Genomic DNA, 25,107 nt, shown 5'->3' with positions numbered 1-25,107 from the left:
TTCAAAAATTATCTTTTGCTTTTAAGTTTTTTTATCATTGGTAAAAAGAATTTATTACATGTAGTAAAGTAAATGTCTGTTTTCTGTCATAATTGCATTGAATTCTTACGATACATACAAATAGAACCTTGCACTATCTCATTTTAACTCTGTAGAATATCTTCCTAAAAGCAATCACCGATATAATGTATTTTACCAAATAAAATGATACAATATATCGTACTACACAATATATTGTATCATTAGATAATTTATTGTCAATATATATCTAAAAAAAATTAAAAATTTTTTAATTTTCAATTGCTCTCCCAACAGAAAAATTTTAGCTTCTGGAATATTTTTCTTCGCATTTATTAAATACACCTTGATTTCTTACCATATTTGACATACATAATTCACATCCTGTGCATACAAACGTTTTTTCCCAAAAAACATTTTTTATCGTCTCTAACAGTTCTTTATTTTTAAAGTTATTCGCTCCATGAATCAATATTTTTCTCGGTGCCATTGTAATAAGAGAACTTACAAGTAAGTCATCATAATTAATTTCCTCGCCTTCAATATCATTCATAAATTCCTGAATGCATTCGTTTGTAATTTCCCTTTTGTTTTCATTAAGAAGAACATATTTATCATCATAACTAACTAGCACATGTATTATGTTAAATTTTGGTTCTTGAATGTCTACAAAATATCTCAACAAACGAATAAATTCTTTATATTCTCTCTCCATTAAAAATTCATCTACAGCCTTATCTACTATCTCTTCTAAGTCTTTCATATATTCTTTTAATCTAAAATTAACAAATCCATCTAAAATTAGATTATTTGATCCTTTATAGTAATCCAGCAATTTACGTATAATAATATTTCTTCTTCTTATTTGAAACAACTTATTTAAAAAATTATTCTCATTATTTTTTATTACATACAGTGCTATTTGAAGAATTTCTTTCTTTTCTATAGAATTAAAATAGCAATAATTGCTATTAATTATTCTAAAAATCAATTTTTCCTCATATTCTTTAATTATATAATCAGCTAGAGCACTAGAAATCCCCGCTTTTATTTGGTCAAAAATTACAGACTGCTCTTCTGTATCCATTTTAGATAAATCAACTTTACACTTAACAGTAACTTTCCCATCCGAATCAACAATATCGTCTACTAGATACTCTATATTAACTTTATTCAATTCATCCTTTATATAGTCTTTTATATTTTCTGAACATTCTCCAGCTTCAATACAAAGAAACTGCATCAACTTCACATCCCTTCAAACGTAGTATATGTCTTCGTAATTTGTTGTATGCAGCAAGAGTTACATGCAATTTTTTCCATGGATTTAAAACTTTCTCTAACTCCTGTACTCTATTTTTATAAAATGGAGTTGCTCTTTAAGCTTTAGCGTAATAAGTTCACTGCATCAAAACATAAGTAAATCGGAATAGATTAAGAAAACTCCTATAAAATAAAATTAATAAGCTCCACTTAATGTAAGTAGAGAAACTATATGAATTTATAACATTTACTCTATATATACTATGTTATATTATATGCAAATAAACATTGTAAGTTACAAAATAAAGTATTTCACTACTTTTTAAAACTTCAAAATAGAAAATACAGTATTAAGATTTCAATCTGTTAAAATAGGTATAACAGAGCCAACATCCACCGGGTTTTTATTTCCAAGACATATAATTTCCACTCTTTTTCTATAAAGAAAATCACGTAATTTTTTTTCTGATTTTAACATCTCAATATTTCCACAAATTGCCCACTTATTTTTATCAATAAGACAAGTGCTTCCTCCAATAAAGCCTTTGTCCATACCTTCAAGTAAAATTCCATCTTCTTCAATTAGTAATACATCAAGCCCTTTCTTTTCAGCAGCTTTGGCTATACCTTTATCCATAGTTATTAAAGAACGTTCATCAACAACAGATATTGAACACTTTGCATATCCCTGATTAACATGAACTATTTCCACTCCTATTTTTTTTAAATATTTCATTATAACATCATCAGTATACTTTATATTATGAAAAAAGTAATTTCCTATTCTAGCTCCATTATAACAAATATTTTTTGGATATTTTGAGCCTAACTCACACTTTCCCTCTAATAGTTCAAAACCAAAATCATATAACTTTTTTAAAATTTTTTTACAAATTCCTGGTGCATAGACAATAACATTCTTCTCTAAATGGTGAAAAATAATATCTGGATGACATGAAATAGCCTGATATAACGGATAAAGGGGCTTGGTTTTTATGTGATTTATACCAAGCATCAAAAAACTTTTTTCTAAATCATAATTTATTCTGCCATCAACTAAAACCAAGTTTACTTTTTTTTTAGGCAGATTAGCATTATCTAAAAAATTCATATTGCCCCTATCTCCTGTCTTATAAGCTGTTTTTATAAAAAGACTTTATGTATTTTCTAAAAGGACAAGATACATGTCCCTTCCTTCTTACATAATATATTAATATATCTCATATATAAATTATACAAATATTTTTTTTAATTGCAACTTAAAATAGCATCCAGCAAAGTACACCATGTATAATTTATAGAAAAACTAAATGCTACTAACTGATAGTTTCTACATGAAAGTATCAGTTATTTAAATAAATGGGCTGTTGTTAAATAGTGTTTATTTCCGAATAAACCATCTTTTCAACAGCCCTATTTCATGTTTGGAATGATATATTATTTATAGTTTTATTTAACTTTATATATTTATATTTTTGTGGAACAATATCAGTAACATTAAAAATTATTTATATCAACCTCTTTACTAGGAGTGGAGTTATGACAACAATAAACTGCTCATCAAACTGTATTCACCAAGTTGACGGTAAATGTACCCTTGATAATGTTAGTAAAAACTCAACTTCAGTAGCAGCTAAATGCATTTTCTTTGAAGAAAAAATCTTTAAAAAAAAGGAAAAGAAGGTTATCTGACATTTGTCAGCTGACCTTCTTTTTACACAATTTTTTCTATGCATTAATGAATAATTATCAGGGAAGAATAGTATATCGTAACATTAGTTTTTCAAAATAAAAGGAGTTGTCAATATGGACAGAACACCCTTGGACAGGATAGCTCTTGTCATTGTTATCATTGGTGCAATAAACTGGCTCCTGATAGGACTATTTGATTATAATTTAGTTGCTCATGCAGCATCTTTATTTGGTTTGGGATTTTTCTTTTCAAGAACCATATACTCTATAGTGGGTCTTTCAGGACTTTATGCCATAAGTTTATTGTTTAGAGAATCAGAACCTGTAAAAGAACAAACTTAAAAAAATAAAGGGGCATAAAATGCCCCTTTATTTTTTTAGTTTTAAAGTTTTTCACTCTATTTCCCAGTTGTGATAAACTTTTTGAACATCATCTAAATCTTCCAAATTATCAATAAGTTTGTTCATAAGTTTAATATGGTTTTCATCTGAAAGTTTTGTTGTGTTTTGAGGAAGCATTTCCACATCAGCGGATAAAAATTTATACTGCCCTTTTTCAAGCACTTCTCTCACACTAGAGAAATCGTTAGGATCTGTTATTATCTCATAGCAATCTTCCTCTGAAATAAAGTCTTCTGCTCCTGCTTCTAAAACCTCCATCATCAAATCATCTTCACTTTTGTCAATTGATTTATCTATAAAGATTAACCCTTTTTTATCAAACATAAATGAAACACAACCATTTGTGCCCAAATTTCCACCAAATTTATCGAAATAGTGTCTTAAATCTGCGGCAGTTCTGTTTCTGTTATCTGTAGCCGTCTCTACAATTACAGCTACACCTCCCGGACCATAACCCTCATAGACAATTTCCTCATAACTTTGACCGTCCATATCTCCTGAAGCTTTTTTTATACTTCTCGTAATTGTATCATTAGGCATATTTGCACTTTTTGCCTTGGCAATAACATCTTTAAGTTTAGAATTAACCTCTGGATCAGGCCCTCCATCTCTTACTACAATAGCAATCTCTCTTCCTAATTTTGTAAACTCCTTCCCTTTCTTTGCATCGGACTTTTCTTTCCTATGTTTAATGTTTGACCATTTTGAATGCCCCGCCATAAAAACCCTCCTGTAATATATACGCTATATTTATTCTAAAAACATTTTCAGAATAGAATGTATTATCATAACTAATTAAGTTATCATTTTTATTATTTAAAATTTAAGTTTCATTACAAATGAACGTCTATATAAATTATAATATTAATATAGAGATTTATAAAGATATTTATTAAACTTTCTTTTTATTTTAAAAAATTTCACGGGTAATATAAAAAGCTATTTACATATTCAAATATTTTGTATAAAATGTTTATGACAATTTATGTTCTGAACGCTAATATATTCTGCTTATGTAAACATGCTGCTTTATATGTTAAATAAATCATCAATTAAAATATTAGGTAGGGAGTGATGCACTGTGGATAATAAAATTAATATCCCTGTTTTTACAAAAGTATTTATAATTTCACTATTAACTTTTTTAATTATTACAAATATAATTTCTATTGCTTTTTTAACTCCATTTGAAAAATCAATTTTATACACTTTAAGGTCTTTTTTTTCGTTAAAAGACTGTGATAGTATTAGCATTCTTTTAATGCTAAACATTGGTTTTTTAATATTTGTATTGGTGTTTTTTTACAATGTAGATAAAAAAATTAAAACTTTAATCCAAAAACACGAGAAAGAAAAAAAAGATTTAATTGATATACACAAGCAGGAAATTAATAAAAAAAATGAATGTATAAAAAACCTCTCCAAACTTTGTGAAGAAATATCCGAAGGAAATATTCAAAAATCCGAATTTTTTTATAATATTTCCCACGAGCTTAAGACACCCCTGACTGTAATATTAGGTGCAATCCAACTTATAGATCAAAAAAACTCATGTGTAACTATTGAAAAAAGAAATTCTTCCAGACAATTTATTGTGATAAAACAAAACTGTTACAGGTTATTACGGCTGATAAACAATATTTTAGACCTCAGTCGGATAGAATCAGGTTATATAAAAGTAAACACTGTTAACTGTAACATTGTCTACTTGGTTGAGGAAATAACCCAATCAGTAGTTCCCTATGCAGAACAAAAAAATCTGCATATAGAATTTGATACTACAGCAGAAGAAATCATATCCTGTGTAGATATTGATAAATTTGACAGAATACTTCTAAACCTTTTGTCAAATGCAATTAAGTATACAAAACCTAGAGGAAAAATCTTTGTGAATGTATTTAAATCTGGGAATGATTTTTTAATAAAAATATCTGACACTGGCATAGGTATCCCTAAAAAAAAGGTAGGTACTATATTTGAAAGATATCTACAAGTAAAAAATTCATTTACTAAAGGAGTTGAAGGAACCGGTATAGGTCTTTCAATTGTCAAATCTTTTGTAGAACTTCATAACGGCAGTATTCAGGTAAAAAGCACCCTCAATAAAGGAAGTGAGTTTTTGATTAAAATACCAATAGCCCAATGTACTATTGAATCTGAAAAAAATTATAGAAAAGAAAGCAATGAGAGAATTATAGATTCTATAAAAATTGAATTTTCAGATATTTATACCATTTCTCAGTCTGGGCAAAATTAATTCTCTAGACCAAATATACTTTTTCCTAATTAATCTGGGGCTTATCCATATAAAAACAAGAATCTGGAAAGCCCTATGCATTTAACTAAACTTACCTAAGTGCCACAAGGACACATGCCTTAACGGCAGTAATACCCTTCTCTTGTATTAAGTCCATAATCTCATCATTATGAGTTCCTGGTTGAAGCCATATATAATCAATTCCAAGCTTTGCAGCTTCTTCGATTACTGCTTTTCCCCTCTTAGGAGAAACGACCATATCAATAACATCCGGTTTCTCTGGAAGTGATGACAAGTCCTCGTAGCATTTATCACCTTCTATTTCTTCATACTTTGGATTTACAGGATAAACCGTATACCCATATAATTTTAGTTTTTTATAAATCATATTTCCATACTTTTCAGCATTTTCATTTGCACCAACAACTGCCCAAACTTTTTTTTCCAGCATTTTCTCTTCTAACATATAATTCCTCCTCTAAACTATCAGCTTCCCTTGTGCATCAAGGGTTATGTAGCTTTTATTGCCTGGCTCTACTATTGATCTTGTATTTGTTATTTCATTAATTGTTTTTACAAGGCTTCCCAGCTGTTTTTCTTCAACAAATACTATTATTTCCACATCCTGTTCATATATTATATCTTTTATAATATAATCTTTTGAAATAAGCATATTTTTTATTTTCCCAAATAAATCGTATTCAATCACAATACTAACTTCTGTGCATAATTTTTTTGTTACAATCCCACCCTCTTCAATTGCAAGAGAAGCACTTTTTCCATATGCCCTAATAAGCCCTGCCGCACCTAGTAGTGTTCCTCCAAAGTGCCTAGTAACAACAACAACCAAATTTCTAACTTCCATTCTCTTTATAACTTCTAATATTGGCAATCCCGCTGTCCCCGAAGGCTCTCCATCATCACTAAAACGTTGTACAATATTGCTTCCTTCTATATAATAAGAATATACATTGTGAGTTGCATCCCAGTTTTTTGTTTTTATCTCATTAATAAAACTCAATGCTTTTTCTTCACTGGACACAGGCATAACCGATGCAATAAATCTTGATTTTTTTTCTTCTAATTCTGCTATTGCAAACTTTAAAACTGTTTTATATTGACTATCCAAGTAAACCACCTTTAAACGAAAAATTTAAACCCTAATACAATTGTACATGATAAAATAAGAATGTAAATGCATAAATGTACAAAATAGACAAAAGAAATTCAAATATAAAATTTTTTTTGTCTATTCTGCGAATTGCAATTTTTTAAAAAATATTGCAAAATAGAGTTATAGTAAATGAAAGTTAAAGGTCGCAATGATTTTTAAAAAATGAATATACATTTAGCAAATAATACATTAGACTTTGTACCACATATGAAATAACATTCATTACAGTTTATTAATTTTTCTATATAACAATGTTTAACAACTGTTTGCAATTTGTTTTTTTAAAACCCCTTTATTTTCTATGAAGTATAGATTAGTAATTAAATTTCATTGCACCTTTTTTTATATTTGGGTAAACTCTCTTTTTCCTCTAATTAAATACTAATAATTTCACCGACATTATAGTTAATATTGTCAAGTGGATGAATTAAAGAAACTTAACATGAAAAGGTTAGGTACACAAAAGTTCGGAGTATAAAACCCCGAACTTTTTAAGTCTTTTAAACTCCACAACTTAACAATTTGTCAAGACGCTGTTATAGATATTTTTGATTTTTCACATCTGCTTGGCTCAAGCTGTTGTTTGTAAAGTATGTGTCTTATTGAATTTGCAGCTATTTCTGCCATTTTGTACACTAATCCTAAGCTGGTATTTTGAAGCATAACCAGAGGTAAAAATCCTGAAATAGTAACTATAGCAGACAGAGTAATGTCTCCAACAGGGGGAAGGTTTTTTCCCACACCACTGCCTGGCTTAATTGGCTGATTACTCAAAACAATATGCCCAATATGTTCAGGCCTTCCAACAGACGCGTCCACTGCAATAACAAGAGTATTTGAGTGGTCAATACTGTCCACTGTTTCTTTTATGTTTTTTGCATGAACTGGATTTAAAATTGTCCCATAAACGTCAAAATCATAAATTGAGCACTTAGAAAGCATATATCCAACCAGTGGACCAAAGCTGTCTCCTGTAGATCTGTCTGAACCTATGCCAACTACCGCAATCCTACTGTAAGTCTTTTCAATCTCTGAAGCCATGGTAAGGATTTGTTTGTTTAGCTTAAATTGGCACGTCTTGTCGTTAGTAGTGAAATGTGTTTTTTTTACTACTTTAATCATATTCACTTCTACTCCCCAAAAAAAATTTTTATATTCAACATTTTGAAATACAAGCTTCAGGTAACTAGTCTATTAGATACTAATTTCTTATTGCATTCTAAACTCATAAATCAAAATGCTAAAAATTCTTTATACATTTCTCTATTTATATATCAATATTATATAACAAAAAAAACTGATTTGGTAGTAAAAAACTGGGTAATGAGATGTAAATTCTAATTGTTACTATAAAATTCTTTCAAAAAAGCCTTGCGAACATGCGTTCGCTAATGTATAATAGGGATATACTTGGTATATTAAATTCCCTGGAGGTACATATATGAAAAAGCAAATGCATATAAGAGTTGATGAAACTCTTTATGAAAAACTCAATAAATATTCTAGTAAAACAAACAGTTCTATGCAAGACCTTGTTCACGAATCAATTGTAGAATATCTTTCTGAAAAAAGTGATAAGTCATCAAGTAATGATAAGTTTACTTTTATTGACCTTTTTGCAGGTATAGGAGGAATGAGGATAGCCTTTGAAATGTGTGGTGGAAGCTGTGTATTTTCTTCTGAATGGGATAAATATAGTCAAAAAACATATATGAGTAATTTTGGAGAAAAACCCGAAGGAGATATTACAAAGATAAACGAAAAAAATATACCTGACCACGACATACTTGTTGCAGGATTTCCCTGTCAGCCTTTTTCCATTGCAGGAGTATCTAAAAAGGTTAGTTTAGGAAAGCTGCATGGATTCTTGGATAAAACTCAAGGAACTTTATTCTTTGATGTTGTAAGAATTATTAGCGAAAAGCAGCCAAAAGCTTTTTTACTTGAAAATGTTAAAAACCTTAAATCACATGATAAAGGAAAAACATATAAAACAATAATGGAAGCACTTAATGCACTTGATTATGAAGTTTTTGATGATATACTTGACGGCAAATTTTATGTGCCTCAGCACAGAGAAAGAATCCTTATCGCTGGATTTAAAAGAAAAACATATGGAACAAATATAAGTTTTGAGTTTCCAACACCACCTAATAAAAATTTAAAATTAAGAGATATCCTTGAAAGCACTGTCAACGATAAGTATACCCTTTCAGATAAGCTATGGAGTTACCTTCAATCCTATGCAAAAAAACACAGACTCAAAGGAAATGGGTTTGGATACGGCTTGGCAGACTTAGATGGTATAACTCGCACACTAAGTGCAAGATATTATAAGGATGGTTCTGAAATTCTTTTACCTCAAGAAAATAAAAATCCTCGACGGCTTACCCCACGAGAATGTGCTCGATTACAGGGTTTTCCTGATTCTTTTAAAATAGTGGTTTCGGATACACAGGCTTATAAACAGTTCGGAAATTCAGTAGTTGTTCCACTTATTACAGCCGTTGCAGAAAAAATTACATCAAAGGTTATTAGTAATAAGCTAGAGGTGAAAAACTATGCCGTCTGAAATTTCATTAAAAGCTATAGAATCCGTTAAAAAAAATTGCAAGTGCCTCCATATAGATAAAGTTAAACTTCAAACCTTCAGGCAAAGGTTTTGCCCCGCCTAAAGGTTAAAGCCTTAAAATCTTTCTTGTGTGAGATATTTTTGTCAGGTACCAGATAATTTACTGATTTAATAAGTTTACCGCTCAACTGTATCAAAAAGACTTCTTATTTTTAAACTATCTTTTAAAGTTTTTATGTCTTTTATTTTAGTCAAAGTATCTTTTTCAACTTCAACTACCTTTTTATTCCTAGGAACTAGGTCAAAATAATTATCCCTGAAAATAATATCTTCTCCTTCTATCTGTAGCTCTACATATTTAGCTAGTGATTTTGAGGTTAAGGATATTGAATATTTATCTTCTTTTTCTATAACTTCTGCACCTATATCTGGATCTTTAAATAAAAAGTGCTTTGGCTTAACAAAAAGTAGTGTGCCCACATGCTGTTTTCCCTTTTCTGTATGCAGCTGATACTCTAGGTACATTCCCATTTTCTTTTTATATGAGTTAAGGACATCTTTAAAGTCTAAGGTTTCAAACATTCCTGTCTTTAGAGAATCAATTTCAAAGTTCACCGTTCCCTCTTTTAAAATGTCCGATTCATTATTTCTCAATTTCCACACTATGCTTCCCTTTACATCTTTCATAGTTTCATTTGTCACATGGAGTTCAACCTGTGTATCTCTATCATTTACAGATAATAAGACAGGTGCAAAGAATTTCTTTGCAAAATAATGGAGAGCTTTCCATCTGCCATAATAGTCTATAGAAGACCAAGAAGCAACAGGCCAGCAATCATTGAGCTGCCAGTAAATAGCTCCCATACACCTTCCTCTGTTTCTTCTCCAGTGTTCCACTCCATACTTTATTGCTTCAGCCTGCAACAGCTGGGAAACATATATTAAAGAGCTAAAATCTTTTGGGTATTTAAAGGTTTCAGATAAATAGTAAAGTATTTTTCCATTTGCAGTACCATTTTTCTGGTGCTTTTCCATAACATATGAAAATATATTTCTATCTTCTGGCAGAGTAAAAGATTCAATGGTTTTCTCTGGTGGGAATGATTGAAAACCAAACTCACTCACAAATCTAAAGTTAAAGTTTCTGTAATGGGTAAAAGGCTTTAGTCCATGCCATACATCCCAGTAATGCACATTCCCTGCATTTTCATCATCAGGGTTTTCAAAACCCCCACCAGAACTAGGCGATGAAGGCCAGTAAAAGCTATTTGAATCATATTCTTTTACCACCTCCGGAAGAAATATTTCAAAAAGTTTTATGTACCCAGTCTTATGCCTTGCCCTTTTTGGAAAATCCCAATAAAACCAGCCGCTCTCTATTTCATTATTTCCACACCAAAGTCCTAAACAGGCATGGTGTCTTATTCTTTTTATATTATCTTTAGCTTCCTCAACTACATTTTCAATAAACTCATCTGTTACTTCATATACAGCACATGCAAACATAAAGTCCTGCCATACGATTAAGCCGTATTCATCACACAAATCAAAAAAGTAATCTTCAGGATAAATTCCTCCACCCCACACTCTAATTATATTAAAGTTAGCCTCCACACTGCTTTTTATGAGGTACTCGGTTTTTTCTCTGTTGCATCTTGGTAGTATACTGTCTTCAGGAATGTAGTTTGCACCCATTGCAAATATATCCTTTCCATTTACAACAAACTCAAAACCCTCACCCCACTCATCCTTTTGCCTGTTAATTTTTATAGTTCGAAGTCCTATTCTTAACTTTTTACTGTCTAAATACCTTCCATTATTTTTCAACTTAATCTCCACAGTATAAAGCGGTTGATTCCCATAACCATTTGGCCACCAAAGCTGTGGATTTTCAATATCTAAATGAATGTTGTTTGACAAGTCTTTTGTTGTCTTTTCAGAAGTTATCACCTCTCCCTTTGGTGAAGTAATAACAGCTTCTAAATCTAAAAACTCGCCACTAAAATTTTCAACATCAATCTTTATATCAAGTCCCACTTTATCCTTTTCATGTTTTTGTGTAATGTAAACATCATCAAGCTTCCCATAACTGTAGCCTGTTATAAATATATCTCTCCATATGCCCAAATCCGGTATCTGAGGCCCCCAGTCCCATCCGAAGGTACAATGCCCCTTTCTTATATGAGGAAACCCTTTAACTGCATCTTCCGCACCCCACAGTGGATTTTCTTCATTCTTTTTTTGTACATACTTCAATGAGGATTCAAAAATAATATGTATTGTGTTTTTCCCTTCATGAACATAATCCTTAATATTAAACTCATATGTTCTGTGCATATTTTCAGTCTTTCCTACAAGCTTATCATTTATTTTTATTTGAGCTAGAGTATCTAATCCCTTACAGCACAAAACAAGTCTATGCTGATTTAACAATTTTTCGTCTATATAAAATTCTCGTTTATATTCATATGCCTTGGCTGCTATTTCTAAAGCTTTTATTTCATTATCTCTGTAAAATGGATTATCAATAACACCATTATTTAATAAATCATTAAAGACAGAGCCTGGAACACTTGCTTTATACCAATTATTATTATCCCTGCTCTTCATTTTCCATCCACCATTTAAATTAAGCACCATGTTGACATTCCCCCCATGTCCTTTTTATTTATACATACAATTAATTCTATGTTAAAAGGCAAAATCCTTTTTGTAAGAAAAGGAGCCGGCAGACTGTGTGAAAATTATTGAAAATTCAGGTGAAATGCTTGACATTACTGGATTTAAACTTGTTTTTATAGCATAATTAATATATAAAATATTAACGAGGTATAATTATGGCATATATACAAGGGATAAACGGGAGTGTCACCCAAATGTTCCCAGGTCATCTAGATGATTATGGAAATAAGAGGACGATTCTTTTGTCTTATCTCTTAAAACATTATTTCTAAATCAACATTAAAACCAACTAATAAAAAATCATCTTTATCATCAATTGAAATTTTTACTGGAATAACCGTATCATTATTTCTATTTACAGCCATATCTGAAATATCAACAACTTTACCTTTATATGTTTTCGTTCTATCTGCTAATGTAATAATATTCACTTTCATTCCTTCTTTAATATCTTTAATAAAAATCTCAGAAATATCTGCTTTTATGTACATACTGTCCATATCTAAAATTTCAATTGTGTCTGCAGGCTTTTCTCCGCTTAGAAAATCTCCTTCATTAATTGATAAATTATAAATTAATCCATTGGAAAAATTTGCAACAACCTTGTCTTCATTCAAAAAGTTTTTTTCCAGTTTTTCCTTCATAATTTGAATGTCAATTTTAGTTTTTGTTAAGCGTCCTTCTAGTTCAAATAATTCATTTTTCAAATCCATAATTTGATTTTTCAAATTTTTAAGTTCATTTTCTAAATTTAATTTTAAACTTTTTTTATCAAGTATTATATCTTGAATTATTTTCTTTCTTTCATTAATTTCTTTTTCCAGTTTATCTAAATCAGTCTTTGGTATAGCACCTATATCTAGCAAATCTTTTTTGCTTTCTTTATCGCTAATCAATTCATCTAATATTAATTTTTCATTTTTTAAATTGTGATTCATTTTTTCTAATTCACTATTACCATATGTGTCAATATATTCCTGCTTAATATTAATTTTTTCTTCAATTGAAATTAATGTTCTTTTTATATTTTCCTTCTCTTTTTTCTTTTCATCAATTTGCCTTTCAAAATGAGATTTGTTTATTTTAAATAATTCACTTTTTTTCCCAACCCCTTGCCCTTCTTCTACATATATTTCTTCAATAAATGCAGGAAAGTCTATTTCAATGCTTTCTTTATGTTCTGCTTGAACTACACCATAAGTATTTATTATCCTTTTTTCATTTTCATTTGTATTATTAATATTTGTGACTTCTGTAGAATTCTGACTACAACTTGATATTAAAAATATAATAGTTATGTTTAGTATTATCAGCTTTATTTTTTTCACGATTTCACAACCCTTCCATCTTTTATCTCCAGTATCCTTTGGCTATAACTGGCAGCCTCTTCTGAGTGAGTTACTTGCACAATAGTGATACCTTTTTCCTTGTTTATTTTCTCCATTAATTTTAACACATTTTTTCCTGTTTTACTATCCAAATTTCCAGTAGGTTCATCAGCCAAAATAATTACAGGATCATTAATTAATGACCTGCAAATTGCAACTCTTTGTTGTTCCCCTCCTGATAATTCTTTTGGGGTATGTTTCTTTCTTTTATAAAGACCTACTGTATTTAAAAGATTATACATTTTTTCTTGATAATCTTTTGATTTTTTGTTATCTAACAAAATTGGAAGCATTATATTTTCTTCAACACTTAAGTTTGGCATAAGATTATAAAATTGAAATATGAAGCCAATATTTTCTCTTCTAAAAACACTTTTTTCTCTATCTTCCATTTCACTTATGTTTTTTCCATCTATATTTATATTTCCATATGTAATATCATCTAAAGCTCCAATTAAATAAAGTAATGTACTTTTACCTGCTCCTGAAGGACCCATTATAGATACAAATTCGCCCAAATAAATATTTTCATTAATTCCATTCAATACTTTTGTTTCTAATTGTCCACTACCATAAAATTTATATAAATCAACTATTTCAATAATTTTCTTCACTAAAAACCCCCTTTCTTTACAAAGTTTTTTAACATTTTACACTTACTTTTTAGATTAAAATTTATAACAGTGTTTTATATATTTATTATTTTTACTACTCAAGCTTAATATTTTGAACAATATTTGTATTCATTATTTTTTTAACAGGTACAATAACTGCAATCATAACAATCACAATGCTACATATAATAGAAAATAAATAATTGATTATATCATTACTAATTGTTATCACCGATAAATCCATTGCTTTAAATACCTGCGGTAAAATTAAAATATTCAAATATGCTGAAGTTACTCCGACTAAACCGCCTATAATCCCACCTGTAAAAGCTTCAACCAATGTCATTTTTAAAATTTCTATTTTACTCATTCCAATAGAATAATATAAACTCAATGATTTTCTTCTAGACATTAAGCATATAACAACATTGTTGAATATTCCAATAATGCCAATTAATAACGTTAATAAAGAAAACGCTTTTAGCATATTAAAAGTCTCTCTGTTACCATCTATTGCATTTTGCTTCATTTGTTCTGCTGTCGTAATAACCGGCTTACGTTTAATAAAATTATTCTTTATTGTATTTTTTATACTTTCAGTATCATTTACTGTTTTAACATATATATAAGAATAATTTCTGCTTCCAGAATCTAATCTAAAAAACCTATTTGATATAAGAGCATAATCACCACTTTTCCAATCTGATTCAAAAAAACCAATTACTTTGTATTTTTTTAAACCTCTTGGCATCTTTAAGGATATATAATCTCCTTCATTTAAAGAATATCTTTTCCTTAATACATTTGAAAGCAAAATATTTCTGCTCGAATTAAGCTCTTTAAATAAATATTCATAATCTCCAATAATATCTTCATTCCAGAAATCTAAATAATTAAATGTATCAATACCTATAACATTATGAATATACTCTCCTTTTTCCAAATACTCAACTTTATAAAGTTCATATGCACCATATGTGTCTTCTATGCCATCAATATTGCTTATCATATTTTTAAAATTTCTATCACTTTCATTAGCAAATATACGCATATCAAAATTAACATAGTCTTCATATAATCTCTTTTCGTTCTCAATCACATTGTCACTTATTGTAATAATCAACAAAACACTACAAACGCCAATTGCTATAAGAGTAATATTATTTAAAAAAGCCTTATCTTCCCTAATATTTTTTATTGCAAGACCGCCTTCTTTTCCAAAACAAAATCTCATTACAGATTCAAATATAACTTTAAAATACTTTATAATATAGGGAATTAAAAATGCAATTGAAATAACATTCATAATCATGCAAAGTACACTACCAAAAATCGCTAATTCACCAAATATAAATCTAGGAATTATATTACTAAAAATAAAAACCAGAAGTAAAATTATAAATTTTCTTCTACTTTTATTTCTCTTTTTATTTTCCTGTAAATTCAAAATAACGTTTTTAACCGAAATTCTAGATATTCTTATTATTGGTATGATAGAACTTATTAATGAAATAACTATTGCAAAAATCATCCCTATCCACACATTCCATCCTGTTAAAGCAGTCATATTTATCACTTCATTTCCTGAATCAATTATAGTTCTAGACATAATATTTAATGCAACTGCACTTAAACCTACTCCGAGAAATGCAGATATTATTCCATATAAAAGACTTTCTCCTATTAAAATATTCGCAACATTAGATTTTGTAGCACCAATACTTCTCAAAACACCTACACTAGGCATTCTTTCTATGCTTATAACCTTAAAGGTAGAATAAATTATATATATACTCATTGCCGAAACAACAATTACCATCATTAATAACTGTGTTTCCACTTGATTCATTCTTGTTTCTTGTTGATTGTTTATTACCATTTCCCTTACTGTATATCTGGAATAGATTTCACTTAATTTATTAATGATATCATTCTTTTCTACAGAATCTTTAAGCTTAATATATGCTGTACTAACCATTCCCTTTGCATTATTATATGTTGCTATAGTCTCTAACGGAATGATTGCATATCTTTCCTGTCTTTCATCAGTAAAAAAACTGGATTTCTTCGCCACTCCGTATATCGTATATTTTTGAATTTTGTTGTTTATTTCTATGTCAATTGAATCTCCAATCTCTAAATTATAATCTTTTGAAGTTTTATTGCTTATTATCAATTTTTTACCTTCGAAAGATTCATTCTCGCATAAATCCTCAAAAATAACTGGACTAAATATATTTAAATCCTCAAAACAAATAGCTTTAACATTTAAAAATACAATTTCATCATTATGCTCATAATATGCATTTGATTCAATCATTCCAACTGAAAACTCAAACTTATCTTGAAATTGTTGCATATTTTCAATTCTAAAAAAAGCACTTGGTGATAATCTGTTCGGATGTATAATAATGTCAGAATCTCCAGAATAATTAACAACCTTGTTGTAATTTATCTGGGTAACTGCCTCTGCTATAGAGTTTGACGCTATAAACAATCCTGCTGAAATAGAAATTGACAGTATAACCAATAGCGTACGAAATTTTTTTTCTAAAATATTAGTAATTATAAATTTAAAAATAACTGCTAATTTATTTTTATACATTAAAAAACTCCCATTTAAAATATATGAAAATTTTGTTGACTTTATTGTGTATATTTTTCCGCTTGTAGTTTGAATAAATATGCATATCGCCCATTATTTTTCATCAATTCTTCATGTCTTCCGACTTCAACAACCTTCCCGTTTTCTAAAACCATTATTTTGTCCATTTCGATAATATTTGATAGTCTATGTGAAATGATTATAGTACCTTTTTTGTTACAAACCTTAAAGTAATTTTTTAACATTACACTTTCTGCTTCTGGATCTAAAGAAGCTGTTGGTTCATCTAGTACAACTATATTAGTATCTCTAAAAAACGCTCTTGCTAATGCAATTTTTTGCCAGTTGCCCCCTGACAATTCTTCCCCTTTTTCACTAAATTGTCTTGTTAAATAAGTATCTAGACCTTCTTCCATTGAATTAACCACCTGTTCAATTCCACTTATTTTACATGCTTCATTAATACGTTCTAAATTATCACTATTTTTCACATCAGAAATAGTAATATTCTCCCTCAAACTAAAAGCATATCTGGGGTAATCTTGCAATATAGCAGTGAATTTGCTTCTATAATTTTCAATATTGTACTTCCTAACATCAATACCATTAACAAGTATTACCCCTTCATTTGGTTCATAAAATCTTAATAGTAATTTCACTAAAGTTGTTTTTCCTGCACCATTCCACCCTACTATAGCTACTTTCTCTCTAATATCAAATTTAAAACTAACATTTTTTAAAACTTTTTTGTTAGTATCAGGATATTCAAAAGACACATTTCTAAACTCTATTTTTGAAATATCTTCTAGTTTTAAAGACCCAGATGAAATGTATCTTGGTTTAATATTAAAAAAGTCCTTGTATGTATTTATTCTCATTTCATTATCATATATTTTTACAACCGCAAACATCAAATTATTTATAGCACTTATAACATTTTTATATACACCATTATATAAACTAAAATCTCCTATAGTAAGTGTACCCCTTATTATCCTATACCCAGCATAAAACATTATGTAAAAACCACCTAATATAGGGAATATTTGCATACCAGATTTATATGCCCATTTTTTAAATTCAATTTGTCTTTTTTCTTTAAACCACTTAGTCCATATATTTGAGTACCTCTCTAAAAATACATTATATAATTTAAATAATCTTATATCAATAGCAAAAAACTTATGCGTTAATACATTTTGTATATATGACATTTTCCGTTCTTCTGGAACCCTCTTTTTTTGCCATTTATATGTGACTTTTGCAAATTTTTTTTCAGCTAAAATTGAAGGCACGCTTAAAACAACTAATATTAAAGAAAAATACCATGCAAGATTACTTAGCACTATAATAGCAATAGTAAACTGAATAATTGATTGTATAAAAACTACAATTGAATCAACGATTTTCTTTAATGCATTTGAATCCCTTCTAACATTAGAAACATCATCATAAAAAGTATGTGAATCAAAAAAAGAAATATCAAGTGTATTAATTTTGTTAAATATTTTTTTATTTATATAATATCCAACAATATCACTGTTTTTATTTGTAAAATATGTATTTGTTCTTTTCAAAATTATATTAGCTAATTCCAAAAACAACATTACACCAATTAAACCAGATAAAATCAATATACTAGAGTTTTCATCATTATTTTTTAATATAGTTAAACTCAATAAATCTATTATCTTTTTTCCATACCAAAGGCCAAGCATTGGAATAACTGAAGTTAGCAAACAAATTAACAGCTGAACTATAAACGGAGGACCTACTGCCTTCCATATTATATCTATGCTAAACAAAAGTGTATTTATCATTTTTTTTATGTATTTTATTGGATTAACTAATGCTTTCATTTTATCCCCCAACATTTAAAAACATATTATTTTGAGTTTTTACATAGTTTTAGAATTTTATGTTTATTTAGTTCAAAATAGCTATCAATAGTTTCTCGAGCAAAATTACATACAGGTTCTTTGAAATTTTTACCATTTGTGGCAATGCAAGCCCATGTACAACCCGTCCCACAAATTGGTGCAATACTACATTCTCTACATTTGTCTATATTGGTTATGTCTCTTTCCCATAATTTTTCGGCTTCTTGGTCTAATTTCAAACTCGGCAAATATCTTCCTATCGCATATTCTTCCATTCCAACTGTTTCTGGGCATGGATAAATATTTCCTTCTGCCCCAAATATATAATATTTTCGTTTACCTGCTGCACAAGGTTGCGGATTAATAACTTTCTTTTTTTTCTCCCTCCAAATGCTCCTCAATAGTGATGTTCTTATTTCAATATCTTTTCCTAAAGACATATGAAATTTTTCTTTTGTTTTTTCTACATCTTCAACAGCTGCATATATTTCTTTAAGCAATTCACTTTCTGGCATCCAATTCGGTAAATTAAAAGTACAAAAATGATCTGTAATAGGTGCAATCTGACATTTGAACAAAGGAGATATATTCCATTTCTTTTGTTCAATAAACTCTAATACATTTGATAAGTATTTAACATTATTTTTGCCTGTATTAATTCTTAAGTTAACCCTAATCCCAATAGCCAAAAGTAAATCTACACTTTTGGTTATTTCATCAAACGTTCCACTTCCATCAACTTTGACTCTATATTTATTATGAATATTTTTAGAACCATCAATTGTAACTTGAATAGATTTAATAGTGTTTTTATATTCATTTAATTCATCTTTATATTGATAAAGATGTGTAGAATTTGATATCGCACTAACAAAGTACCCTTTATTCCTTGATTTTTTTAATATATAACTAACAATATCTTTTGTACTTGGTAAAAAAGGCTCTCCTCCATATAACAATATTTGAGGTTTTTTTATATCTTTTTCACTACAAACCTCTTCAATTGCTTTGAATATTTTATCTACATCTTTTTCTTCTAAAACCTTGCTTTTTGTTCTCGTGCCAATGCCCTCAAAACAATATTTACACCTCAAATTACACATATATGTTGGACAAATAACAAACGTTCCCGTCTTAGATTTGTATTTTGCATTTTTAATTAAATCTTTTATTTTATCTAAATCCTCATTTTTTGATATGATATATCCTCTTTCCTTTAAAGCTACAACAAAATCTTTATTTATATCAACTTTGCTAGGATTTTTTAAATATTGAATTATATTTTTCTCAACTATATCAATTGCCCCGCTTAAAGTATTTAATAATATATATTTGTTTTCTTCCAGTTTGTAATATATGTAGTATCTGGTAGTTACCATTTTCTCCTCTCTTTCTTCAAAAGAATTTACATCCTTATTCTTGAAATTTAATCGTTTCTATTTTTTTATATTATTTAAAATCTTGCATTTTACAACATTATGTATTATAAACTACAGAATTATTTTAATATCTCTTAATTTATGCTTTCTCTTGATTGGGTTATCGTAATTTTCTTTTTTCAAAAATTCATCTTTTACTTTTAGCAATATGGTGAATATTTTAAAAAATAGCAGTATATATTTTTTAATTTATATAAGTATAAATAATAAAATACCTCTAAAATGGTTTTAAGTATTTCTTTAACAAATAAATTTGAAAACACATCAGAAATTTTGCATAAGAATTTTCCTTTATGTTTAATCTCAAAATTATTAACAGTAATAGCTCTATTCTTTTAACTATAATCACAACAGATACTAAAGTCACAACAAGCATCTTGATCACAACAATCTTGATCACAACATTCTTGATCACAACACATGTTATTTTCATCGCTTTCAATATCTAGATTAATCCATAAATCATTTGTATTATTTAAAGAATTCATTATCTCCTCACACCCCTTTACTTACTTATTTATATATACTGCTATTAAATCTCTACTTTTTATACTTTTTTAATCTTACTAAAAACATATTTTTTTTAAATTTTTTGTCTACCCTCAAAATAATTAACAGTAATAATCTTATTTTTAATAATTTCTATTTTGGGGACAAAGATAGAAATTGCAGTACTTTAAGAAATTAATTTTATTTAATAAACTTAGCAGTATATAAGAAATTTTTATTTGTACTATTAGTACTTATATTTATGTCCTATAATATTTTTAGAACTTCTTGTTTTATTACCTTTTAAGTGTTTATTTAGCTACTATAATCACAACATGCTTCATCTAAATCACAGCATGCCGTCGAAAAATCACAACACACTGACTCTTGATCACAACAATCTTGATCACAACAATCTTGATCACAACACATGTTATTTTCATTGCTTTCATCATCTAGATTAATCCATAAATCATTTGTATTATTTAAAGAATTCATTTATATCCCCCTTTTTTATTTCTTATATACCGCTAAAACCAATACTTTTTAATTATTTGTTTGTTTGTTTGTACTTACAAGACTTAAAAACTTTTCAGTATTATCATTTAAAAACTTATTTATTATTTCGCGTGTTCTACCACAATAAGGTGCATTAGGACGTCCATTATGTTTTAATGCTCCATATAGACATCCTCCACCACATAATGTGGAAATATTACAATTTACGCATTCATCAATCTCAAATATTGTTCTGTCTTTCCAATCATTTAGCTTATCTTCATATAATTCAAGTTCAGGCCAATATTTCCCAACAGCATATTTTTCTTTCCCTATAGTCTCACCACATACATAAATAAAACCATCTGGACCAACTCCAACTGAACTTACTCTCCCAGCTTCACAAAAACAAATATACGGATTGAATCTACCTTTTCCTATTTTTGTATTAATGATTTTATATAAATGACCTACTACTCTATACATATCAGAACCTAGTATAGTTTTATATCTTTCCTTCAGATATTCTATATCTTCAAATTTATCAATTAGTGCAGTAAGTATTTCAAATTCGGGTAAACATGCACAAGTAGGATTATCTTCACCATGTGAACTTACAGGTGATAATTGAGCTCTAAAATTACTATAATTAACCCAAGATTTTTCTACAAATTGATCCAATAATTCTTGTAATTTATCAATAACTTCTAAATCAGTATTGACTCTAACTTTTACATTAAAACCATCTTTTATTAATCTGTCTATATTAGATTTTATAATATCAAATGTCCCTTTCCTATTATATAACACCCTTCTTTTATCATGTATATCAGAAGGTCCATCTAATGTTATTTGAAATGAAATTATTTTTTTATATAGCTTGAACACATCCCAAAACATTCCAATGTTCACACCATTAGTTATTATGTTTACACGAATATTCTTTTTACTTAACTTTTTTAAAATGTATTCAACAATTTCATACGTATGTTTTTGTAAAGGCTCTCCTCCAAAAAGAGTTACTCTATAACCTTTCCTTCCTAAATTAGGTATTATATTTTCCTCTATTTTTTCTATGGCTTGGTCTACTTGTTCTTTTGTCATTGTTTTTTTATTTTCATGCATACTACCGTGACTTTGAAAACAATATGGACATCTTAAGTTACAACTATATGTCGGACAAATAATTATTCCTTGTTCTTTTGGTAAAAACTTATCAGTTCTTAATTTATAATTTTTTTTCAGATTAAAAAATCTTTGTTTTTCCTCTTCATTATTTTTGTATAAATAGCCTCTTTCTTTTAACATACCTACAATTCCATCATCTTTAGGTACTTTTCCTTCATTAATAAAGCTACAAGTTTTATCATCAATAACATCAACAGCACCAGATAAAGTATTTATTATTAGATTATTATCCGGTTTTAAACGATGTTTTATTAAATATTTAGTAACTATCATGTACATCCCCCTCCAATAAAAGCTTTAATTTAATTTTGTTTACTTTTTAATTTTTTGTTAATCATATTTGTGTATTTTAACTTGCAATCCTGTCTTCTCACCTTACCATTTATTGTTCGCTCAATTTTTCTTGTGGCAAAAATATATTTTACTCTAACCCCAACCTCTTCAAATATATTGTTTTTTATCTTTTTTATTATATCTAGTAATAGGTCTTCTTTGGATATTACTGTCTCAATTACCAATGCAAGTTTTTCATCTTCATTGTTTAGTTCATAAACACTAAATGCAACACATGCTTTTATTCCTGCATATTCTTTATTTATAACTGTTTTTTCAATTTCACTTGGTAAATAATGCCTCCCATTGATAATTATTAAATCTTTTTTCCTGCCTGTTATAAATAAATTATTTTTATATATAAAACCTAAATCGCCTGTTGCAAACCAACCATCTCTCAAACATTCATCTTTACTATTTAAATAATTAGAAAATAGTGATTTACCTTTTATAATTATTTCCCCTATCTTTCCTTCTTCCGCTTCTTCTCCACAACTTTTTTCTATCTTTATCTCCGTATTAGAATCAACATTACCAAGTGAAACTAACTTAATAGAATTCTTACTTTTATCTTGGCATTCCTTAGCTAAACAATCTTCATACATTGCTTTACTATCAAATGAAAATACATTTGGTTTAGCATCTTTATCTGATATCGTAACTGCCAGAGTAGCTTCGGCAAGCCCATAGCAAGGTAGCATTGCCTTTTCATCAAAACCTATATTTGTAAATTTCTCGTTAAATTCCTCAATTATCTTTGCACTAATATGTTCTGAACCATTAAAACAAATTCTCCAAGACGATAAGTCAATTCCTTGAACATCAGTATCTCGTATTCTTTTAACACAATAATTAAAAGCAAAATTGTTAGCTGCTGAAAGAGTGGCCCTATAATCATTAATGTAATGCAACCACTGACTTGGTTTTCTTATGAACTGTTTAGGTGAAAACAACATTACTGGTATCGCTTTACATATACCGGTAAGCAGTACTCCAACAATTATCGAAAGTATTTGCTTATCGAAAGAAAAGGGACCGTAACTTATATAAATCAATGAACTTAGCCCCGACATCTTTCGATAATATCACAATTAGCGGCAAAAATCATTTAACCATTGAAGTAATTCTGTATCTTCTTTCCATTCGGGGATATCCTGTGTCACTACATTCGGGTAATTTCGTTCAAGAACAGACCGCTTTAATTCGGTTTCTGTCTTTAAATATATTTCAGTTGTTGTTATGCTCACATGACCTAAAAAATCTCTAATATAGATTAAGTTTATGCCAGATTCCAGCATATGAACAGCCTTTGCATGGCGAATCATATGTGGATGAATTCTATCAGATTGCATAATTTCCGGATAATTCTTTTTAGCTTGATTAAAATATTTGTTCAATATATAGCAAATGCCAGGCCGTGTAAACTTTTGGCCCCTGCTATTAGAGAAAAGAGAAGATTGTTGCCTACCATTACTCTTTAAATTGAAGTCGTTCATATACCTGGATACCAAGTTTACTGTATTGCCTATGATTGGAACACATCTTGTCTTTTTGCCTTTACCTGTCAATGTAACTGTTGCAGGAGAATGAAGTCTGATATCTTTAACACAAAGGTCAATCAATTCTTGTACACGAGCACCAGTATCATACAAGATTGCCATTAGAGCAAGATTCCGACGATCTCTACGATTTTTAACATCGGGTTGATCAAAAAGCAGTTTCATTTCTTCTTTAGTAAGGTAACTGATTGCTGGCCGAGGTTTCTTTTTAAATGGGATATTAAGTATTTTTTGCATTTCAAATAAGTCATCGGGATATTCTGCTTGTGCATACCTGTAGAAACTATGTATTGCAGCAAGTCGCTGATTTCTAGTACTGATACTGATTTGATTGTTTTTTTCTAACCATAAAAGAAATTCAACAACGGTTTGAGCTCTAATGTCTTTGAATTCAAGTCTTTCCAGGTGAATATATTTTTCATCGCGCATATATGTAAGTAATTGCCGAAATGTGTTTCTATAGGACTTTATTGTATTAGTACTAACATTACGTTGACTAATAAGAAAATCAGAAAAATATTTTGTTGTAATCCTAGCAAAATTAGTTTGTTTCATTTTGACTCACCTCCGGAATGACCCAGCCACAACCAGATTCAACTGCTTTAACAATATCAGGATATAATTCAGATGTCATTCTAAGATATCGTTGACTGCCGCGAATGTCCTCATGTCCGAGATAGACTGACAAGTATGCAAGACAATTTGTTAAGTCTCTACCTTGGCGAACCCAGTTTTTTAGACAGGTAACGGCATATAGATGCCGAACATCATGTAAGCGTGGTCCCTTCCCGGTATGAGCAATACCTGCTTGCCATAGAATATTCCTAAACCAGCTATAAACTGTGCTTGTGTCTAATTGCCCACCATACGGAGATGGAAAGAAAAATAGATTGTCGGGATTGGCAATAACAACGTCAATATAATACACCCTACATCGTTGTAACAAACTATCTGCTATTGGAATAATGCGTTGCTTATTAAACTTTGTATGTTGAATAAATAGAGTACCTTTTTTAAAGTCGACGTCGCCTTTTTTTAATTTTACTGCTTCTGA

General features: G+C 29.0%; 21 protein-coding genes. 4 read left to right on the top strand and 17 right to left on the bottom strand.

The features are described 5' to 3' along the window. Positions 1-322 precede the first annotated feature (322 nt). Both ytxC and RBH29_RS08280 read right to left on the bottom strand, forming a co-directional pair. Positions 323-1,261: a putative sporulation protein YtxC gene (gene ytxC / locus RBH29_RS08285; RefSeq protein ID WP_306696320.1), complete on the bottom strand. Its 939-nt coding sequence runs from the start codon at positions 1,259-1,261 to the stop codon at positions 323-325. A 378-nt stretch (positions 1,262-1,639) separates the two neighbouring features. Next, positions 1,640-2,392 (bottom strand): DUF6873 family GME fold protein, encoded by a 753-nt coding sequence (locus tag RBH29_RS08280; RefSeq protein WP_306696318.1) that lies wholly within the window; start codon positions 2,390-2,392, stop codon positions 1,640-1,642. A gap of 428 nt (positions 2,393-2,820) precedes the next feature. Here RBH29_RS08280 and RBH29_RS08275 point away from each other — a divergent pair, with 428 nt between their 5' ends. Together RBH29_RS08275 and RBH29_RS08270 are read left to right on the top strand one after the other, a co-directional pair. Next, positions 2,821-2,973: a hydroxymyristoyl-ACP dehydratase gene (locus RBH29_RS08275; RefSeq protein WP_306696317.1), complete on the top strand. Its 153-nt coding sequence runs from the start codon at positions 2,821-2,823 to the stop codon at positions 2,971-2,973. Between the two features lie 114 nt (positions 2,974-3,087). Beyond that, complete coding sequence (locus RBH29_RS08270; RefSeq protein WP_306696316.1) at positions 3,088-3,315, top strand: DUF378 domain-containing protein; 228 nt, start codon at positions 3,088-3,090, stop codon at positions 3,313-3,315. A gap of 51 nt (positions 3,316-3,366) precedes the next feature. Here RBH29_RS08270 and RBH29_RS08265 read toward each other — a convergent pair whose 3' ends face one another. Beyond that, on the bottom strand, positions 3,367-4,095 hold the full coding sequence (locus RBH29_RS08265; protein WP_306696315.1) for a YebC/PmpR family DNA-binding transcriptional regulator: 729 nt from the start codon (positions 4,093-4,095) through the stop codon (positions 3,367-3,369). Positions 4,096-4,456: 361 nt separating this feature from the next. Here RBH29_RS08265 and RBH29_RS08260 point away from each other — a divergent pair, with 361 nt between their 5' ends. After that, positions 4,457-5,632, top strand: a complete 1,176-nt coding sequence (locus RBH29_RS08260; RefSeq protein ID WP_306696314.1) for a sensor histidine kinase — start codon at positions 4,457-4,459, stop codon at positions 5,630-5,632. Between the two features lie 91 nt (positions 5,633-5,723). Here the strand turns inward: RBH29_RS08260 and RBH29_RS08255 are convergent, their stop codons facing one another. The 3 genes from RBH29_RS08255 to yyaC all read right to left on the bottom strand — a co-directional run bounded on the left by RBH29_RS08255 (position 5,724) and on the right by yyaC (position 7,928). Further along, positions 5,724-6,098, bottom strand: coding sequence for a CoA-binding protein (locus RBH29_RS08255; RefSeq protein WP_306696313.1), 375 nt, complete (start codon positions 6,096-6,098; stop codon positions 5,724-5,726). A gap of 12 nt (positions 6,099-6,110) precedes the next feature. Beyond that, entirely contained in the window at positions 6,111-6,770 is a 660-nt protein-coding gene (locus tag RBH29_RS08250; RefSeq protein WP_459076769.1) for a YigZ family protein, read from the bottom strand. 561 nt (positions 6,771-7,331) lie between these two features. Then, positions 7,332-7,928 carry a spore protease YyaC gene (yyaC, locus tag RBH29_RS08245; RefSeq protein WP_306696310.1) on the bottom strand — a complete coding sequence of 199 codons (597 nt, stop codon included), beginning with the start codon at positions 7,926-7,928 and terminating at the stop codon, positions 7,332-7,334. A gap of 319 nt (positions 7,929-8,247) precedes the next feature. On the opposite strand from yyaC, the gene dcm reads away from it, so the two are divergent. Next, the gene (dcm, locus tag RBH29_RS08240) at positions 8,248-9,378 is read left to right on the top strand and encodes a DNA (cytosine-5-)-methyltransferase (protein WP_306696309.1); all 1,131 of its coding nucleotides are present in this window, start codon (positions 8,248-8,250) and stop codon (positions 9,376-9,378) included. Positions 9,379-9,555: 177 nt separating this feature from the next. Here dcm and RBH29_RS08235 read toward each other — a convergent pair whose 3' ends face one another. From RBH29_RS08235 to RBH29_RS08185, 11 genes are all read right to left on the bottom strand, one after another. Further along, complete coding sequence (locus RBH29_RS08235) at positions 9,556-12,018, bottom strand: beta-mannosidase (protein ID WP_306696308.1); 2,463 nt, start codon at positions 12,016-12,018, stop codon at positions 9,556-9,558. 296 nt (positions 12,019-12,314) lie between these two features. Then, complete coding sequence (locus tag RBH29_RS08230; RefSeq protein ID WP_306696307.1) at positions 12,315-13,388, bottom strand: HlyD family secretion protein; 1,074 nt, start codon at positions 13,386-13,388, stop codon at positions 12,315-12,317. Then, a complete protein-coding gene (locus tag RBH29_RS08225; protein ID WP_306696306.1) occupies positions 13,385-14,062 on the bottom strand; it encodes an ABC transporter ATP-binding protein in 678 nt (225 codons plus the stop codon). Before RBH29_RS08225 ends, RBH29_RS08230 begins: the two co-directional genes overlap by 4 nt. 94 nt (positions 14,063-14,156) lie before the next feature. Then, the gene (locus RBH29_RS08220) at positions 14,157-16,667 is read right to left on the bottom strand and encodes an ABC transporter permease (RefSeq protein WP_306696305.1); all 2,511 of its coding nucleotides are present in this window, start codon (positions 16,665-16,667) and stop codon (positions 14,157-14,159) included. A gap of 41 nt (positions 16,668-16,708) precedes the next feature. Next, positions 16,709-18,526, bottom strand: coding sequence for an ABC transporter ATP-binding protein (locus RBH29_RS08215; protein ID WP_306696304.1), 1,818 nt, complete (start codon positions 18,524-18,526; stop codon positions 16,709-16,711). A gap of 26 nt (positions 18,527-18,552) precedes the next feature. Next, positions 18,553-19,926: a radical SAM/SPASM domain-containing protein gene (locus RBH29_RS08210; RefSeq protein ID WP_306696303.1), complete on the bottom strand. Its 1,374-nt coding sequence runs from the start codon at positions 19,924-19,926 to the stop codon at positions 18,553-18,555. Between the two features lie 864 nt (positions 19,927-20,790). Next, a complete protein-coding gene (locus RBH29_RS08205) occupies positions 20,791-20,973 on the bottom strand; it encodes a hypothetical protein (RefSeq protein WP_306696302.1) in 183 nt (60 codons plus the stop codon). Positions 20,974-21,021: 48 nt separating this feature from the next. Next, positions 21,022-22,434, bottom strand: a complete 1,413-nt coding sequence (locus RBH29_RS08200; RefSeq protein WP_306696301.1) for a radical SAM/SPASM domain-containing protein — start codon at positions 22,432-22,434, stop codon at positions 21,022-21,024. Between the two features lie 29 nt (positions 22,435-22,463). Further along, positions 22,464-23,549, bottom strand: coding sequence for an AMP-binding protein (locus tag RBH29_RS08195; protein ID WP_306696300.1), 1,086 nt, complete (start codon positions 23,547-23,549; stop codon positions 22,464-22,466). Positions 23,550-23,585: 36 nt separating this feature from the next. Beyond that, a complete protein-coding gene (locus tag RBH29_RS08190) occupies positions 23,586-24,608 on the bottom strand; it encodes a tyrosine-type recombinase/integrase (protein WP_306696299.1) in 1,023 nt (340 codons plus the stop codon). Beyond that, positions 24,595-25,107 (bottom strand): tyrosine-type recombinase/integrase (locus tag RBH29_RS08185; RefSeq protein WP_306696297.1); only part of this gene is annotated, 513 nt, incomplete at its 5' end. The genes RBH29_RS08190 and RBH29_RS08185, both read right to left, overlap by 14 nt.

It is taken from the genome of Herbivorax alkaliphila, from assembly GCF_030848475.1.
Classification (GTDB): Bacteria; Bacillota; Clostridia; order Acetivibrionales; family Acetivibrionaceae; genus Herbivorax.
This window is presented reverse-complemented; position numbering and strand designations above follow the sequence as displayed.

Excerpts from the sequence above, each read along its gene's own strand:
- ytxC (WP_306696320.1), bottom strand. The coding sequence starts at position 1,261 with ATGCAGTTTCTTTGTATTGAAGCTGGAGAATGTTCAGAAAATATAAAA.
- RBH29_RS08280 (WP_306696318.1), bottom strand. The coding sequence starts at position 2,392 with ATGAATTTTTTAGATAATGCTAATCTGCCTAAAAAAAAAGTAAACTTG.
- RBH29_RS08275 (WP_306696317.1), top strand. The coding sequence starts at position 2,821 with ATGACAACAATAAACTGCTCATCAAACTGTATTCACCAAGTTGACGGT.
- RBH29_RS08270 (WP_306696316.1), top strand. The coding sequence starts at position 3,088 with ATGGACAGAACACCCTTGGACAGGATAGCTCTTGTCATTGTTATCATT.
- RBH29_RS08265 (WP_306696315.1), bottom strand. The coding sequence starts at position 4,095 with ATGGCGGGGCATTCAAAATGGTCAAACATTAAACATAGGAAAGAAAAG.
- RBH29_RS08255 (WP_306696313.1), bottom strand. The coding sequence starts at position 6,098 with ATGTTAGAAGAGAAAATGCTGGAAAAAAAAGTTTGGGCAGTTGTTGGT.
- yyaC (WP_306696310.1), bottom strand. The coding sequence starts at position 7,928 with ATGATTAAAGTAGTAAAAAAAACACATTTCACTACTAACGACAAGACG.
- dcm (WP_306696309.1), top strand. The coding sequence starts at position 8,248 with ATGAAAAAGCAAATGCATATAAGAGTTGATGAAACTCTTTATGAAAAA.
- RBH29_RS08235 (WP_306696308.1), bottom strand. The coding sequence starts at position 12,018 with ATGGTGCTTAATTTAAATGGTGGATGGAAAATGAAGAGCAGGGATAAT.
- RBH29_RS08220 (WP_306696305.1), bottom strand. The coding sequence starts at position 16,667 with ATGTATAAAAATAAATTAGCAGTTATTTTTAAATTTATAATTACTAAT.
- RBH29_RS08215 (WP_306696304.1), bottom strand. The coding sequence starts at position 18,526 with ATGAAAGCATTAGTTAATCCAATAAAATACATAAAAAAAATGATAAAT.
- RBH29_RS08210 (WP_306696303.1), bottom strand. The coding sequence starts at position 19,926 with ATGGTAACTACCAGATACTACATATATTACAAACTGGAAGAAAACAAA.
- RBH29_RS08205 (WP_306696302.1), bottom strand. The coding sequence starts at position 20,973 with ATGAATTCTTTAAATAATACAAATGATTTATGGATTAATCTAGATGAT.
- RBH29_RS08200 (WP_306696301.1), bottom strand. The coding sequence starts at position 22,434 with ATGATAGTTACTAAATATTTAATAAAACATCGTTTAAAACCGGATAAT.
- RBH29_RS08190 (WP_306696299.1), bottom strand. The coding sequence starts at position 24,608 with ATGAAACAAACTAATTTTGCTAGGATTACAACAAAATATTTTTCTGAT.